General features: G+C 60.0%; 12 protein-coding genes and 1 pseudogene. 3 read left to right on the forward strand and 10 right to left on the reverse strand.

All coding sequences use genetic code 11. The annotated features are described in order from the left end of the window. Positions 1-175: 175 nt before the first annotated feature. The 6 genes from QM685_RS18560 to QM685_RS18585 are packed head-to-tail and all read right to left on the reverse strand — an operon-like array spanning position 176 to position 5,784. Positions 176-1,783 carry a hypothetical protein gene (locus QM685_RS18560; RefSeq protein ID WP_415117959.1) on the reverse strand — a complete coding sequence of 536 codons (1,608 nt, stop codon included), beginning with the start codon at positions 1,781-1,783 and terminating at the stop codon, positions 176-178. Then, the gene (locus QM685_RS18565; RefSeq protein WP_415117961.1) at positions 1,780-2,244 is read right to left on the reverse strand and encodes a hypothetical protein; all 465 of its coding nucleotides are present in this window, start codon (positions 2,242-2,244) and stop codon (positions 1,780-1,782) included. Before QM685_RS18565 ends, QM685_RS18560 begins: the two co-directional genes overlap by 4 nt. Then, entirely contained in the window at positions 2,186-2,908 is a 723-nt protein-coding gene (locus tag QM685_RS18570; protein ID WP_415117963.1) for a hypothetical protein, read from the reverse strand. Before QM685_RS18570 ends, QM685_RS18565 begins: the two co-directional genes overlap by 59 nt. Continuing rightward, complete coding sequence (locus tag QM685_RS18575; RefSeq protein ID WP_415117965.1) at positions 2,905-4,614, reverse strand: ParB family protein; 1,710 nt, start codon at positions 4,612-4,614, stop codon at positions 2,905-2,907. Before QM685_RS18575 ends, QM685_RS18570 begins: the two co-directional genes overlap by 4 nt. Beyond that, the gene (locus tag QM685_RS18580) at positions 4,611-5,489 is read right to left on the reverse strand and encodes a ParA family protein (protein WP_415117967.1); all 879 of its coding nucleotides are present in this window, start codon (positions 5,487-5,489) and stop codon (positions 4,611-4,613) included. Before QM685_RS18580 ends, QM685_RS18575 begins: the two co-directional genes overlap by 4 nt. Before the next feature lie 34 nt (positions 5,490-5,523). After that, positions 5,524-5,784: a helix-turn-helix transcriptional regulator gene (locus QM685_RS18585; RefSeq protein ID WP_415117969.1), complete on the reverse strand. Its 261-nt coding sequence runs from the start codon at positions 5,782-5,784 to the stop codon at positions 5,524-5,526. A gap of 140 nt (positions 5,785-5,924) precedes the next feature. Here QM685_RS18585 and QM685_RS18590 point away from each other — a divergent pair, with 140 nt between their 5' ends. The 3 genes from QM685_RS18590 (at position 5,925) to QM685_RS18600 (ending at position 9,395) form a co-directional block, all read left to right on the forward strand. Next, positions 5,925-6,371, forward strand: a complete 447-nt coding sequence (locus QM685_RS18590; RefSeq protein WP_415117971.1) for a helix-turn-helix domain-containing protein — start codon at positions 5,925-5,927, stop codon at positions 6,369-6,371. 841 nt (positions 6,372-7,212) lie between these two features. Continuing rightward, a complete protein-coding gene (locus tag QM685_RS18595; RefSeq protein ID WP_415117973.1) occupies positions 7,213-8,160 on the forward strand; it encodes a fatty acid desaturase family protein in 948 nt (315 codons plus the stop codon). Then, positions 8,157-9,395, forward strand: coding sequence for a sodium:solute symporter (locus QM685_RS18600; protein ID WP_415117975.1), 1,239 nt, complete (start codon positions 8,157-8,159; stop codon positions 9,393-9,395). The genes QM685_RS18595 and QM685_RS18600 overlap by 4 nt, the downstream gene beginning before the upstream one ends. A gap of 15 nt (positions 9,396-9,410) precedes the next feature. On the opposite strand, the gene argP is transcribed toward QM685_RS18600, so the two are convergent. From argP to QM685_RS18620, 4 genes and pseudogenes are all read right to left on the reverse strand, one after another. Further along, positions 9,411-10,313: an HTH-type transcriptional regulator ArgP gene (gene argP, locus QM685_RS18605; RefSeq protein ID WP_415117977.1), complete on the reverse strand. Its 903-nt coding sequence runs from the start codon at positions 10,311-10,313 to the stop codon at positions 9,411-9,413. Between the two features lie 711 nt (positions 10,314-11,024). Beyond that, positions 11,025-11,910: pseudogene (gene ltnD / locus QM685_RS18610) on the reverse strand (L-threonate dehydrogenase). Positions 11,911-12,263: 353 nt separating this feature from the next. After that, positions 12,264-13,037 (reverse strand): SDR family NAD(P)-dependent oxidoreductase, encoded by a 774-nt coding sequence (locus QM685_RS18615; RefSeq protein WP_415117979.1) that lies wholly within the window; start codon positions 13,035-13,037, stop codon positions 12,264-12,266. Positions 13,038-13,141: 104 nt separating this feature from the next. After that, positions 13,142-14,524, reverse strand: coding sequence for an MmgE/PrpD family protein (locus tag QM685_RS18620; protein ID WP_415117981.1), 1,383 nt, complete (start codon positions 14,522-14,524; stop codon positions 13,142-13,144). Between the last annotated feature and the right edge of the window lie 120 nt (positions 14,525-14,644).

Consider the following 14,644-nt stretch of genomic DNA (forward strand, 5'->3'; position numbering starts at 1 on the left):
CAACAGCGTCCATTGCCGGGCTCGGCGGGGAACGACGGGGCAATGCGTGCGCTTCGCGCATCCCGGCCGAAAGCCCCCTTTCGCAGGGTCGGCGGATAGAAGGCGGGACTGCGGAGTGTTACCCGGGGTAACAGGGGCACTGGAGGCCGTCCGCGACAGGCGCGAGAGACACACGTCACGCATGGCCGGCTCCGACCTGCCCGAACCGCCCCTGCTTCAGCCCGGCGCGGATCGCGGCCAGATGCAGTCGCGCCGTCTCGGGCGTCGAGGCATGTGGCCGTCCAGGCTCGATCCCGGAACCGTCGTGGTCGAAGCTGGCAGTCACCGCGCCCTCGTCTGCGTGCGCACGCTCACGCGCGGCGCGTTCGAGATGGGCTCGTGCCGGCACGAAGTCGCCTGCCAGACAGCGACGTGCCAGCCCGGCGATGTACGCCACCGGCGATTGCACAGGACGGTGCCGGTGGCAGGCTGCCATTTCGTCGAGAAGCACCTGACGGTCCCGAAGAGGAACGCGTTCGAGGTGCGCTGCAACCAGCGGGCGCTCCGCCGCGTGCAGCATGTTGGGCCAGACGAGGCGGTCGCCGCTGGCGTCGTCCGCAGCAACATGGGCATATCGCTTCGTCCCCACAACGACCGGGCATGCGCAGCCGCGCTCGGAGGCAAACCCAGTGGTTGTCGTAGTCGAATATGTAATCCTCGTATACGCGCGCGCGTTGGAACCGTACGTTTGTCGCCATTGGTAACGCACGAAACTCTCCGACCGTAACGGCATTCCCGATTCGTAACCCGGTTGGAGACTTCCGGTTGGCGGGTTTCGAAACGCGACGACGGGACCGATAACGGGCATGTGCAGTGCCTCCGCCGGGCTGTTACCCGGGGTAACAGCCCCTCCGGATGTCACCGGACAAACCGGACTGCCGCTGTTACCCCGGGTAACAGCAATGAGTGCCTCCGCGCCCGGCGTCGCGCTCTCTTCGAGTCTGCTGCGCGCGATCAGCGCCTTGCGGGTCGCGAGCCGGTCACGGACATCGATGCGGCAGACGAGCCGCTCGAGCTGATGCCGCAGCTCCGTCGCGTTGACCTGCGTGAACACCCGTTTGCCGGTGTGCGGGCGCGTCAGCTCACGGATCAGGCCCTGCCGGACCAGCCGGCGCCTGGCATTCTCCTGCTGCACCCGGTTCAGCCCGAGCGTGCGCTGCCATTCGAGCCCGCTCTGGGTGAACCATGTAGCCTGCTGGTCCGCTTCCCGACGCTGAAGCTGCACCATGCGCGAAAGCAGCAGCGCCGTGTTGACGTTCCCCACGAGATCGACGAAGACCCGCCGGAAGGCCACCGTCGGCCCAAGCAATTCCTGCATCGCCCCCTCGTCCGTACGGATCGCCTCGATCGAGGCGGGCAGCGGTCCGACCATCCGGCAACTGGTCCGCACCGCCATCGACATCGCCTGGACATCCAGGCGGTAATGCAGGCACGCCGGGCGCCCGCCCCGCCATTCCATGACCAGGTTCCTGTCGCGCAGACGGCGCCGCGCATTCTCCTGCTCCTCGCGCGACAGCCCCGTTTCGGCAAACCAGTGTTCCCGCGTCTTGTGGACCCAGCCGCCGTTGCTACCGACGTCACGCCCACGCCGCGTCCAGTAGACGAGCTGCGAGAGCAGCATGGCATCCTTCGGATGACCGGTGATACGCGCAAGACGTGTCCCGAACGCGATGGGCCGGTACGGCTTGAGGGCAAACCACAGGTCCTCGAAGTCCTCGATATAGGGCAACGATCCCTGCATCATGGCTGCACTCCTTCCGGCCGCCGCGGCGGCCATGCGACGTGCGCCGTGCGCTCGGCGGCCTTCTGCCGCAGCAGGGTCATGATGGCCGGCCAGAGCAGGCGGTATTCGTCTGCACGCGTGGGTCCCGCTCTCCGGTGTCCAATGAGGCCCTTCGCACGCAGCACTCGACGCGCAGCCCGCTGCTGACGGTCGGACAGTGCGAGGCGCCGTTCGAGTTCGCCGGGCGTGACGGCCAGCCACTGGTCGCGACAGCCTGTCTCACTCTCGATCGTCGACAGCTCGGTCAGCACGGCTGCTGCTGGCATGTCGCCACAGATCTCGACGAAGCAGCGGTCGATCGTGACGGGCACGTCGAGCATCGACAGCATCAGTTCCGTTTCCTCGGGCGGCGGTCCCGGCGGATCATCCCAGCTTTTGCCCGGCAACAGGTTGCCCTCCGGGTCGAGGCGCATGTCGTACATGGTGAGACTCCCTTGAGTTCGGGAAAGGACGGATGCGGACTGATGAGGCCGCGTCCGGGTTGGTCGCGCTCTCCAGTGCGGCAAAGAGCGAGGCAAGCGACCACGCTCCGTCGCACGCGCGATGCAAGGCCAGATAACGCTCGCGAACATCGGCAATGTCCTGCATGCTGTGCCAGCGCGACAGCAACGTGTCGGTCTCGCGGGCTGCCGGCATGCGTGGTTTGGCGGGTGCAGGTACATTCAGCTCCGTGCGCAGGCGGGAGATGGAGGAACGTGTCGCGGTACGAAAGAACCGCCGGATCATCGGAGCGCTCGCCTGCGCCCGGACAAACGCATGGAGCAGGCGCTCGTCGTGCCACTGCCGCGCAATCAGTTCACAGCGTCGCTGCAGAACATCGAGGTCGACCAATACGCGCAGGGCACCGGAAGCAACCAGTGCATCGATCAGTGCCCCGGTACGTGCGTCGGCAAGCACGCGCCGGATGGAGACAGGCAGACCATTTCCAGCCTTCCTTTCTCCACCGTTCGATGTTTCACATGAAACTTTGCAGTCCATATCAATGCAATGAAATCGATTGCTGTCCATGCGTGACAACCGTATCAGTTCCAGTAACACGATGTGCCCGATGGCGGTATCCGGCACGGGCAAGAACCCCGGCTTCATGCGCCCTCTCCACGCAGGAGCCGCTCGATCGCATCAAGCTCGTTCCATCGAGGTGGGCGGAAGCGCTCGGGACAGGCAACCCGGAACGCACGGGCGGCGTGCACGAGTTCGGACCACCACAGCCCGATGGGTCTGTCAGGGTTGAGCATGGCGGCGAACATCACATCCATGCGGTCACCCAGCAGGGGCTCCCCGACGCTGGCGTCACAGATGCGCGCCCAGTAATCTTCATCTCGCGCCATGCGCGCATACACGCTTTGCTTCGGTACGTGGTCAATACCGGACGCCGTATTCTGCCGCGACAGGCTGACCAGCCACCACCAGCCGAGATACCGGTTCAACCCGTCAGCATCAAGGCGCGCCCGATTATCCAGCGATGGCTGCGGAGGTTCCGGTGCCGGGGGTTCGACCATGAAACCATAAGGCAGGCCGGGCGCATCCCGCACACATCCTTCGAGCCTGCACGTGCGCGCAAATGCGTTCAATGCCTCGCGAAAGGCCGCGGTGGCAAGCCCAGCGCCCCCCGGTGAAGCAGCTGACAAAGACAATGGCTGGTAAATCGATTCGCTGGCCAGCCGTTCATCGTTCAGCGAAGCACGCTGCTCACTGGCCTGAACAACGACACCGGGCGTGGCAATCTGGTCTGCACGCGGCTCAACTGGAATGCGCGGCGAAGACACGGGTTCCGGCTTCGCATTCGCGCACAGCGAATGTTGGGTCGATCGCTCCGCTTCGCCCTTCACCTCGCTGCCGTCAATTGCGGGCTGTTCCCCGGCTCGCCGCAGCTCATCCGCGTCGACATCGGGAGCATGGTCAAGAAGATGGCTCATGCGGGCCAGACCCTCCATAGAAACTCCCAGCGCACCCGCGCACCGCACCCGAAACGCATGAACCAGTTTCGCCGCATCCAGCGACGATGGATGGTGATCCTGCACGGTATCCGCCGTAAAACCTGCCGCAACGCGAAGCAATTCCGGATCGATCACATGCTGCTGGAGCCATGCATCATCGAATTCCAGCCTGCGCGTGAGCCGTATCAGTGCGCCCATCGCCGGCTGGATGAGGTCGACGAGTCCGCGCCGGCTCAGACCTTCCGTCGCCGGGCCGAGCGCGGAAAGTCGATCGACCGCGAACTGGAACAGTGAGAGCAGGACGTGACTGACGGGCGTACCCTCTTCGTCGAGCAATCGCGAAAACTCACGCAATGACAGCGCGGCCCCCCGCTCCTTTTCCATATCGGCCTTGAGCGCCAGATAACCATTCGCCTTGTCCCAGAAACACAGGTCCGCGCGCTGGTCGTTCTCGCGCAGGTGCGCGGCAAGCAGTCTGGCTTCGCCGGGATACGGAACGCAGACGAAATCGTAGTGGAGGAACCGCTCGTCGTTCGTCTCGTCGTAGAGTGCCGTCGCCGCCGTCACCCGTGAGTTCCCTCCTTTCGCGACGACGTACCGGGTTTCGCCGGGTCGGCGCGTCACGGTTACGATCTGCTCGATGCCGTTGGCGCGGATCGACTCCTTCAGCTCAACGATGCGCTCATTAGAAACGCGCCGCGGGTTGCGCTCATAGACCATCACTTCGGTGATCCGCAACCGGATGACCGACGCAAGCTCCGGTTCGCGTGCTTGGGGACCTGGAGCAGGCACATCTAGCCGTCGCGCAGCGGCGAACTCCCGCGCCGGATCGATTGCAGTCCCTGACACGTTCATGCCACCGCCCCGCACGAGTCCCGGGCAATGGCGACACCATCCGCGATCGGTCCCTGTGACCCCGCATAGACATTGGCCAGCGACGGGAACAGTTCCCAGGCCAGACGATGCATGACGTTCCAGGCTGAATTGCCGAACCGCCTGCGACGGTCGAAATCATGAACAGGAACGCGCGCTGTCGCGGCTGCGGCGTACGCTGCAGCCGACGGCACCACCGTGTCCAGCACCCGGACTTTGCGATGGTCCGAGAAGCGTTGCCGCAGCACGCCCGCCAGCACCCTTGCATTGACGGTCCGTTCATGCGCATTGATCAGCGCGAGCAGATTACCTGAGCGGAATGACTCACCGAAATCGGCCAGCCGGTTCAGGTCATCGAGCATAGCGAGCGTGCCGGTGGCGAACTCGCCCGCGCTAAGCGCGTCCGGCTTCACCGGCGACACCATGAAGTCGGCCGCCATCGCTGCGGACTTCTGCAGTTCGCCCACCGCGCCCTGCGTATCGATCAGCACAACATCATAGGTCTCCAGCAGCGGGCTTCGCATCGCGCGACGCATGATCATCAGCCGGTCCTCACGCCGGTTGAGCCACGACTGCAACTCCGCGTCTGGCGTGTCCGAGTAGATGAGGTCGAGATTCGAGAAGATGGTCCGGCTGATACAGTCTGCGGAAGGATTACCGCCTGACGTCACGACAGCACTCAGACCACGTGGTGAACGATAATGGACGGGAAAAAACTTACTTAGACTCGGCTGGACATCTGCGTCGATCTCGAGGACCTTCATGCCGAAGGCTGCGAGCAGGCCGCCCAGGTTGGCGGCAACGGTCGTCTTACCGACGCCGCCCTTGGTGGAGACGAAGCAGATAACAAGCGGCACGATAGAGGTTCCAGTACAACATCATGACGTGAACTCAGGACTCTCGTGTTGAAGTACAGCGTGCTACGGAAATGCCTGGCGCTCGTAGTTCTTCTGCGCGCTGCGTTTCGCCCGCATCCGAGCGGGTCATTTGCGACGCGATCCAACTCTCGAATCCGTCGACCGGAAAGAGGCGCCTCCGTCCGATGCGGATGGACGGAGGCATCGGTTGCCCCAGCGTAAGCCGGTTGCGCACGGTCGCTGGCGCGATATGCAACTCGCGCGCGATCTCCTCCAGCGTATAGAAGCGCGTCACCGTCGATGCCTCCTGGCAGTACAACAGATGCCCAACCTGTCCATTACTTTGCTTGCTGATCCAGGCACGTCCAGACTAGTCCACTACTCAATGATGCCTATAATCAAGGCACGGATTCACTCTAGAAACGCAGGGCGGACATGTCAAGCGCCGTTGAACCCACCGACTACCATCAACGCCTCGCGCACGTGCGCGAGTACCTCGAACTGTCCCAGGAAAAGATGGCCGGACGTCTCGGTATATCACTGCGTGCCTACGCGAACTACGAGCGGGGCGAGCGCGCCATCCCCATCGACGTCGTCCGTACCCTGTACGAAAAGTGTGCCGTCGATCCTGTGTGGCTGCTCACTGGTGAAGGCAACATGCTGCTCGACCGCGACATTCGGTACCGTCTTGACCCGCGGACACTCGAGGCCGTCACCGCGACGGTCGAAAGAATCGAAAAGAAACTCAATTCACCGCTCGCAACCAAAAAGAAGGCCCGCCTTATCGGACTGCTGTACGAACAATGTCAGCTTCTCGGCGAGAACGCCGACGACATTCTCGGTGATGCGCGGATCGACCGACTGACGCGTTCGTCACGTTGACGTGAGCGACGCGCAAAAATACTAAACAGCGGTCAGAAAGCTACCATGGCGGGCTAATCTTCAGACGCGATGGTTCTATTGCATATGCGATGGCTTCGGCCGCATCGCATACCCGCAGTGAGGAAGATCATGGGTCGTCTGAACGAGGTGCGAAAGGAAATCAAACAGCTCTGCGAAGACATCGAGCGGGACGCGCGGCGCGCGCGACACCACCCCGCAATCGGCGCCGAGGTCACGTCTGCTCCGCAAGTCTGTATCCATATGGTCGTGTCCGGAGACCTATCCCGCATGCGCTTCAAGATCTCACTTCAGCGGGACAAAAGCCAAAAGCACCGTTAGCATCACATATCTCATGCACACACGCGGATATCTTGTGACGCAAAACCGACCAGCGAAACTTCGCAAGCAATTCTCGCGCATTGGTGAGTCTCAGGGGACGGTTCGACCGATCCAGACATCGTAGAGCCGCCACATGGATCCCCGGGGCACGATAATTCTGGATTCCAAATTCGGTAGTATGACTGCTCATATATATAGATATACTAATCAATTTATTAAAAACCACGTCGTGCTTGAAGCCAGCGTTTTCGGTCCGCATTGACTACCGGACCTTCAAGTTACAGTTCAAGTTCGACTGACCGAGATGAAAGTCCGCCGCACCGCTGACGTCCCTTCCTGCTTTCCAGTTGCCGAAGTATGAACATCATGCAAATTTTCTGAACATACTGTACGACCGCTCCTGGTTTCCTAAGATGAAAGTCCCGTTGCTGCCAGTGGTGCGGGTGAAAAGACGCACGCTTTAGCTGGGGTTTTCACGATTGATTCTCAGGCGAGGCCATTCATGACGAATCGCGCCATCATCCACGACCAGAACCTCATTCGCTCCGCGTTTCCTGGGTGGGATGCGGTACATCAGGCCATGACCGCCGCGAACCCATTGCGGGTGGTCGCAGATATTGCCTTCGACTGGTTGAGCATAGCTGGTGCGATACTGCTCTTCCATCGCTTCGGATGGTATTCCGCTCCCGCGGCCATCGCGTGGATCGGCAACCGGCAGCGTGCACTCGGCAATCTTCTTCACGACGCCGCGCACCGGAATCTTGCGAGCTCGCGTCAATTCAACGATGCAGTCGCCACGCTCTTAATTGCGCCGCCGCTTTTCAACAGTCTGACCGCCTATCGTGAATCCCACGCTCGTCACCACGCATGGCTCGGTGACCCACAGGCCGACCCCGACTACATTGACGTTCGTCCTGCGCCCGGCGATAGCTGGTGGCACCCCTACCTCGCAGTCCTGGTGACGCCTCGCACATGGGCCGCCTCAATCTTCGGACACCTTCACGCCCGACAGGCCACATTCTCGCGGAAAGCCGCTATCGTCGTCTGGTGGATCGCTGTACTGGGCGCCGTGACGCTTCTCGCAGGACTCCACTTTGCGGCCGCTTTCATCGGCCTGTGGATACTGGCCAGGGCCACCGTGTTCCATGCGATTACCACCTTTCGGGAATTCTGCGACCATTTCGGCCGACAAGCCGGTGGCGTGTTCAATTACACGCGCGACGTTTCCTCGCGCAGCATCTGGCACTGGATCCTTCACCCGCACAACAATGGCTACCACCTCACCCACCATTTGATGCCCTCGGTTCCCTATCACCGCCTGCCCAAGGCACAGGAAAGGCTGCTCGCGCTACCGGACTTCGCCCGCACCGCACGCGTATCCCACGCTTATTTTTCCGGTCCTGATGCGGTGGTGCGGGAATGGGAAATTTTCAAAGGGGAACAGCCATGACGCGTCACAATTTGGGTGCTATTCATGTCGCGGCCCTACTTGTCTCGGCAAGCTGCGGAATCGCATTCCTGCTGGGCTCTGGCGAAATGGCCGTTCGGTCCGGCATGGCGGGCAGCCTCTACGCGATCGTGACCGCGTTTGGCATGTTCGCACTCGGGCTCATCGCACGAAAGCTGTGGCATGTCGGCGAACCAATCTGGGATATCCTTGGAAACCCGTATGGTCCAGCCGTACGAAAGGGCGTCGCGCTTCTCTCGCTTGTATGGATGTCGGGCGTACTCGCAGCGCAGATCCACGGCAGCGTCGCCGTCCTCGCAACTGTGGGATTCAAGACACTTCACTCAGCACTGGCGACTTCCGCTGCCCTGCTGGCACTTTCGTCCGTCGACCTCGGCGTCGCGGCTTTGCTCTTCACGCTTGGCCTGCTCGCGAGCAATCTGATATTGCTGCATGCTCTCGTCCTGTCGGGAGGACTGCCGGTCTACCTTCATTCGTGGCCATCGTTCTTCCGGGAAGTGCAGACCGCACCTCCCGTTGAAACGGTTACCACGGTGGTGACCATCGGATTCCTGGTACTCACTGGATCGGACTATCAGCAGTTCGTCATCGCCGCACGTCGACCGGTCGATGCATGGATCGGCTGCAGCCTCGCGGGCATTTTCCTTATTGTTGCCGGATTTTTGCCAGCCGCTACGGTTGTGGCAGCACTACATGGCGGACAACTGTCTGGCCTGACTGACTACGCCAGTGCAATCCCCTGGATCATGCTCCACACCAGCGGACGTGCAGGCCCGATCTGCCTCGGCATTATCGTGCTGGCTGCGCTCGGGTCGGGAACGGCCATCACGCGCGCGATGAGCAGTGCATTGATGGATTTCCATCCCCTTATCCGCCGCCACGAACTCACCTCGAAATGTCTCATCGTCGCGACCTGCTGTGTTATCGCTGTCGACGGGCAGTCGATCGTCTCAACCATTGTTTCCCTGAATGCTATTTATATTTCTGCAGTCGGAGTACTGTTTGTATTGAATCAGACCGGACACCCTGCTACGCCACGCTGCACTTTCACGATGATAGTCTCTGGAGGCGTGTCTTCCCTGTTCACTACGATACTGTCCTGGGCGCACATCGCCGACTTGCCAGACTGGATGTCCCTGACAACAGGACTGCTCGCATCCATCGCTCCGCTGCTCACCTGGTACTTCACCTCCACCCAACGTGGTGTTCATTCGTGACCATGCTCAGACGTTTCAACTTGCGCGGTGAATTTCCTGGACAAGACTGCGGCGGGCGTAATCCATGATCAGTGCAGTGATCTTCGCAAGCGGCTCAGGCTCCGATTCCCAGTGGTGCCAGTAGAGCTCGAGCAGAAGACTGTGTCCCGGCGTGAGCTCCACAAGCGCACCCGATTCCAGCAGCGCCCCGATCTGCATCTCGGGAACCAGCCCGTAACCAAGTCCGTTTAGGATCGCGTTAAGCAATGCGGTTGGTGACGGAAAATAATGCTTCCGGTACCTGTCAACATTCACCCGGAAGAATGTGGAAAGGAATCTGTCGTGAATCGCATCCTTGCGATCAAACAGAATCGCCGGAACATCCAGTATCGCTGGCAGCGTCATGCCCTTGGGCAAATGCGCTCCAACGAACCCAGGCGTCGCGACACAGCGGTAGCGCATCCCTCCAGCAAAATCGGCCTGGAATCCAAGACTCGGCTCGCGTTGTGTCGAGATGCAACCCTTGACGTCACCACGGACCAGGGAAGTCACCGTATGGTCCTGATCGTCGACGATGATTTCAAGCCCGATGTGCTGCGCTGCAAGTTGCCACGAAGCAGGCTCAAACCAGGTCGCCAGTGAATCAGCATTGACAGCGACAGCAACGTTGACAGGTGGGAATTCGCCCGGCTTGATGACCCGGAACGCCTCCTCCTCAAAAAGGCGCACGGCCATGACGTGTCGTAGAATCACTTCACCCGCGTGAGTCGGCGTTACGGTGGGGTCTCGCAACAGCAGCGTTACGCCGACCGCGGCTTCCAAGCTCTTTACCCGCGCAGTCACGGCTCCAGGCGATATATGTAGTATTTCCGCTGCCTTCCTGAAATGCTGGCACTCCAGGACTGTGGCGAATGTTTCCAATTGCTGTCGGTCCAGCATAACGATTTCCTGAATATTAGCTTATCGAAAACTACAACGCTAAGCCGGCTCATCAGGGATTGAAGCATAACGTCGATCACTCGTCATACGTCCATGACGAGGTATCGTTCATCCGCATCGGAAAGCCGCTGTGCCAGATCGAATACCATGCAGCCCGCCCTCGCGGAAACGCGCAGAGATAAGGGGTCACGGTCGAAGACTACAGCCCGTGCGCAGAAAGGCCCGGCTTCAATGCGTAACGAATTGGACTGCCGCTGTCAAATCAGGTCTAGCTAACGGGAACTGAGCCGAAATGTCAGCACATGTTCATCGCCAGCCGTCTCCTGCGAAAGGTTCGACAGAAGCAGGGTCGCACGTTTTCCCAAGATGGTGCAAGCCGTACAAAGTTAAGATTATTTGGGCTCGCAACATCACGTCTAGTCGATTTTTGTACCGTCGCTGGTAAGTTGCAGCGACCGACAGAGCGGACGGTCCAATGTATTTCAGCTAGCACCAAGTCGCCGATTACAAACTTCACGCACGCATCAGAAGTCTGTCTGTGCAATCACCGGTGGCAGTCTGTTCCACGTGAACTGATTGAAATCCGTCAACGGTGGTAGCTGCGGGGAATGCTACTGACGTAGAGTAGAAACAGCAATAGTTCGGTCCGCAGAAACTGACATCGGGTCCTATAAGGTCATTAGGAACAGCACCAAAACAGGATACGGGTGCTCACCGGGACGTCGGCAGCGTAATGCCCGCAAAATCTTGACGACCGCAGAATCGTACTCGCGTCCGTAGCCGGCACTCGATGCACTCTTGAACATCCGACGCGCGGCAGCCGACAACGGGAGCGGGAAGCGCGTACGGTTTGCCGTATCGAGGACGAGCCCGAGACTCTTCACAAAGACGTCGACTGCGGAAAGCGCCCTGTAGTCGCCATTCAGTATGTGCGGCACGCGGTTCTCGAACATCCACGAGTTGCCAGCGCTGTGGGTAATCACCTCATAAAGCACAGCAGGGTCCGCGCCCTCCCGCAAGCCCAGTGCCACTGCCTCGGCCGCTGCTGCAATATGAACGCCGGCGAGTAGCTGGTTGATGACTTTCACCTTCGAGCCGACGCCATGCGCATCGTCAAGCCGATAGACTTTCGTGGCGATCGCCGCGAGTATGCCCTCACACGTCGCATACGCCGCTGCAGGGCCAGATGTCATCATCGTCAACTCGCCTGACGCCGCCCGCGCTGCACCACCTGAGACCGGCGCATCAAGCATTTGCAGCCCCGCGGCTTCGATCCGCTGTGCCAATGCGACTACGAAGTCAGGCGCAACTGTTGCGCTGGCAATCACCACTCCGCCCGGCTTCATCGTGGCGACCGCGCCCTCCTCTCCAAAGAGTACCGCGTCGGTCTGGGTAGCGTTGACAACCAACGTCGCGACAACGTCGCGCTGCGCACCTACAATGGCGGGCGTAGCGCAAGCCTGCCACCTTCAGCCGAAAAATCCATCAGAGCACTGTCACGCACATCGCAACCGTACACCCGAAAACGCGCCCGCAGCAACGAACTGCGACGCCCCGAGCCATTGCACAGACCGATTACACCTACGTTTTTCAGCATGGCCAGTCCTTTTGATTCCGCCAGACAGCAGCGGAGGGTCGCGTGCCGCCGTGTCGAAAGCGAATCATCACGTATGGTTACTCAGCACAATGGCACCCTCCATTCAATGCTGTAACGCTGACTTTGCACTCCCGATGAATTCAATTCGCGATTCTTCAAAGTCTGACATATGTCTCAACCTTGCCGGGTTGAACATTGTGCCGCAACTCACTGCATAGTATGTGACTGATGCGCTTGTGCAACATATGCCGGTCCGCCGTCCGGCAATGGAACGGTAGCCATCCCGGTAGATGAGTCCTGGCTAAACCAACGCAGATGACCGTCTTTTGCCATCTGGCCCATGCAGCCGGCATCTAGACGGATGGAATACACGCCGTCTGGCCCCCATCGACTGAGACAACTGCGCCCGTCATAAAACTGGCGTCATCCGTAAGCAGAAATGTTGCTACTGCTGCGATCTCCTCCGGCTGACCTTCTCGCCCAATGGCATGGGCGGCACGAATGCGTCTGGCTTTTTCCGGATCCTCAAACATATACGCCGTAAAGGGAGTCCGGACCATCCCGGGCGCAATCGCATTAACACGAATTCCGTAAGGTCCAAGCTCCGCCCCCATCGTCCGGGTGACGCCCGAGACGGCGAACTTCGAAGCTACGTATGGCAGCCGGTTCGGGACACCCATAATGCCAGCGCCAGATGAGATATTGACGATGGCGCGCGATGTCCTGTCATGCTGCACCGCCCGCGCAAACGCCTGGCACATGAGAAAGGTTCCATCGAGATTGACGGACATCACCTTTTTCCAGTTTTCGGGCTCGCAATCGAGCACGTTACCAACGCCCTTTATACCGGCGCAATTGATCAGGCCGTGCAGATGTCCGAACTTGCCCTTCGCTGCGGCAACAAATGATTGCACCTGCGCGCTATCAGACACATCCAACCGGCCACCGAAGATTCGCGGGTTATCGTTCGTTTCGCTGAACTCCGATATCAGCTTTTCCAGGCCAGTCTGATCCTGATCTGCCAGGGCGACCGAAGCCCCTTCTTCCCACAGCCGCCGGACACACGCCGCGCCGATGCCGCTCGCAGCACCGGTAACCAACACCGTCTTTTGTTCGAATCGCTTCATGGAGACTTCCCCTGTCTTGACGAATACATTCACGAGATATCCGGCCCATCCAAGTCATCCGGAACCTGGGGCACTTCATCAGCCCATCCACTACTCCATTTCTGTTACGCAAATGTCTGCAGGAACACGCCCACGTCGTCAAGAGACTCAAGATCGCGCAGCAGTTCTATCGCCCTGTCCGCTTTCTCAATGGACATCGGAACCGCAGCTACTGCCGCGCAATCCCGGAACTTCGCAGCGATCTGTTCCCATGACATGGGAGCTTCTGGGCTACCGGGCACGTTGTTTCCTTCGCGTGCGAAGCTCCGGCCATCCCGGGTTGAGATCTCCATGCGCCCATCCGGGATCTTCACCTTCCAGTCGAGACTGCTGTCCTCCACGGGTACCACCTTTTGCGCAATAGCAAGCACCTGCGGGTCACGTAGCGATTCGGCACTGAAATCGGAGATCCGGATCTGTCCGTGTGTGGCAGCCAGTGCGACACAGAATGGAAGACTGAACTTTGCGTCGAGGAGAGTCGCTGGAGCCCGGCGAATATCCAGCGGATAACACATGCGCTGGTGAAAATCGCCGACGAACACCCTGATCTGCTCGATGTCGCCCGATTTCAGTCCGTGTTCTTTCATTAACCCGATCGTCGCGTGGATGTAGGTGTGTACGTTCCCGACCGCCGGCCACGCCTTGTAGAGCATGGAGGCACCCAGGTAATCCTTCCCCAGCCGGTCAACCATCGTGTCGCGGTCGTATTTCCCCGCGAAGTAAACATTGAAGATGCCCGCCCTGGCCTCGAAGAGGTTTGCAATGCCAGTAATCCCCTTCTGTGCCAGGAGCACAGCCAGTACAGCGCATTGCGCCGTGAACCCGGCATACATCCCCCTAAGATCACTACCGATTCCGAAAATGACCTCCATCGTCCCGCTTGACTGCATGCTGGCAATCCCGAATGCATGTGCAATCTGCTCGTGAGTCAGACCCTGCAGCCGCGCGGCCGCAGCTGTCGCGGAGAATGCCCCAACCACTGACGAGAGATTCCAGTCCTGGCGCCAGCCGACGTTGCAGCGCAACCGGACAAAGAGGTCCTGTCCAATCGCTACGCTGGTGATCAGGTCCCGGCCAGATACCTTTCCCTTACGCTCCGCGAGCGCGAGCACCGCCGGAACGACAGAACTGTCGGGATGTGCCCCCCAAGGTGTCTGATCATCAAAGTCAAGACAGTGCGCCATGACGCCATTTGCAAAGGCCGCCGACTGCGCGGGAACCCTGCCGCCAAATCCCAGTACCGAGGACTCTTCGCGCCCCCCTGCATCCAGTACGACATCGGCCACACCTCGAACCGCCGGCTCCATGCCGCTGCCGGCAAGGGTTACGCCGATGATGTCGAGCAGTGACTTCTTCGCGGCTTCGACTGCTTCTTTCGAAAGCTCTTCGAAGCGCGTCTGCTCAATGTAGTTCGAAAATACATGGCACAGGTCTGGGTTAGAGGACATGGTGAATCCGGATATGGAATTGAGAAATGGTCTTGTGACGCGAGGCTGACGTTCACATCTGAAGGCACTGTCGAGCAGTGTGATAGGACATGTACCGATGAACAAGCGATGATTCGTGAA

Origin of the sequence: Paraburkholderia sp. (genome assembly GCF_047605525.1) — a bacterium.
Lineage (GTDB): Bacteria > Pseudomonadota > Gammaproteobacteria > Burkholderiales > Burkholderiaceae > Paraburkholderia.

Bases quoted from the DNA above. Each gene is read 5' to 3' on its own strand.
- QM685_RS18560 (WP_415117959.1), bottom strand. From the start codon at position 1,783: ATGATGCAGGGATCGTTGCCCTATATCGAGGACTTCGAGGACCTGTGG.
- QM685_RS18590 (WP_415117971.1), top strand. From the start codon at position 5,925: ATGTCAAGCGCCGTTGAACCCACCGACTACCATCAACGCCTCGCGCAC.
- QM685_RS18575 (WP_415117965.1), bottom strand. From the start codon at position 4,614: ATGAACGTGTCAGGGACTGCAATCGATCCGGCGCGGGAGTTCGCCGCT.
- QM685_RS18570 (WP_415117963.1), bottom strand. From the start codon at position 2,908: ATGAAGCCGGGGTTCTTGCCCGTGCCGGATACCGCCATCGGGCACATC.
- QM685_RS18600 (WP_415117975.1), top strand. From the start codon at position 8,157: ATGACGCGTCACAATTTGGGTGCTATTCATGTCGCGGCCCTACTTGTC.
- QM685_RS18595 (WP_415117973.1), top strand. From the start codon at position 7,213: ATGACGAATCGCGCCATCATCCACGACCAGAACCTCATTCGCTCCGCG.
- QM685_RS18565 (WP_415117961.1), bottom strand. From the start codon at position 2,244: ATGTACGACATGCGCCTCGACCCGGAGGGCAACCTGTTGCCGGGCAAA.
- QM685_RS18620 (WP_415117981.1), bottom strand. From the start codon at position 14,524: ATGTCCTCTAACCCAGACCTGTGCCATGTATTTTCGAACTACATTGAG.
- argP (WP_415117977.1), bottom strand. From the start codon at position 10,313: ATGCTGGACCGACAGCAATTGGAAACATTCGCCACAGTCCTGGAGTGC.
- QM685_RS18615 (WP_415117979.1), bottom strand. From the start codon at position 13,037: ATGAAGCGATTCGAACAAAAGACGGTGTTGGTTACCGGTGCTGCGAGC.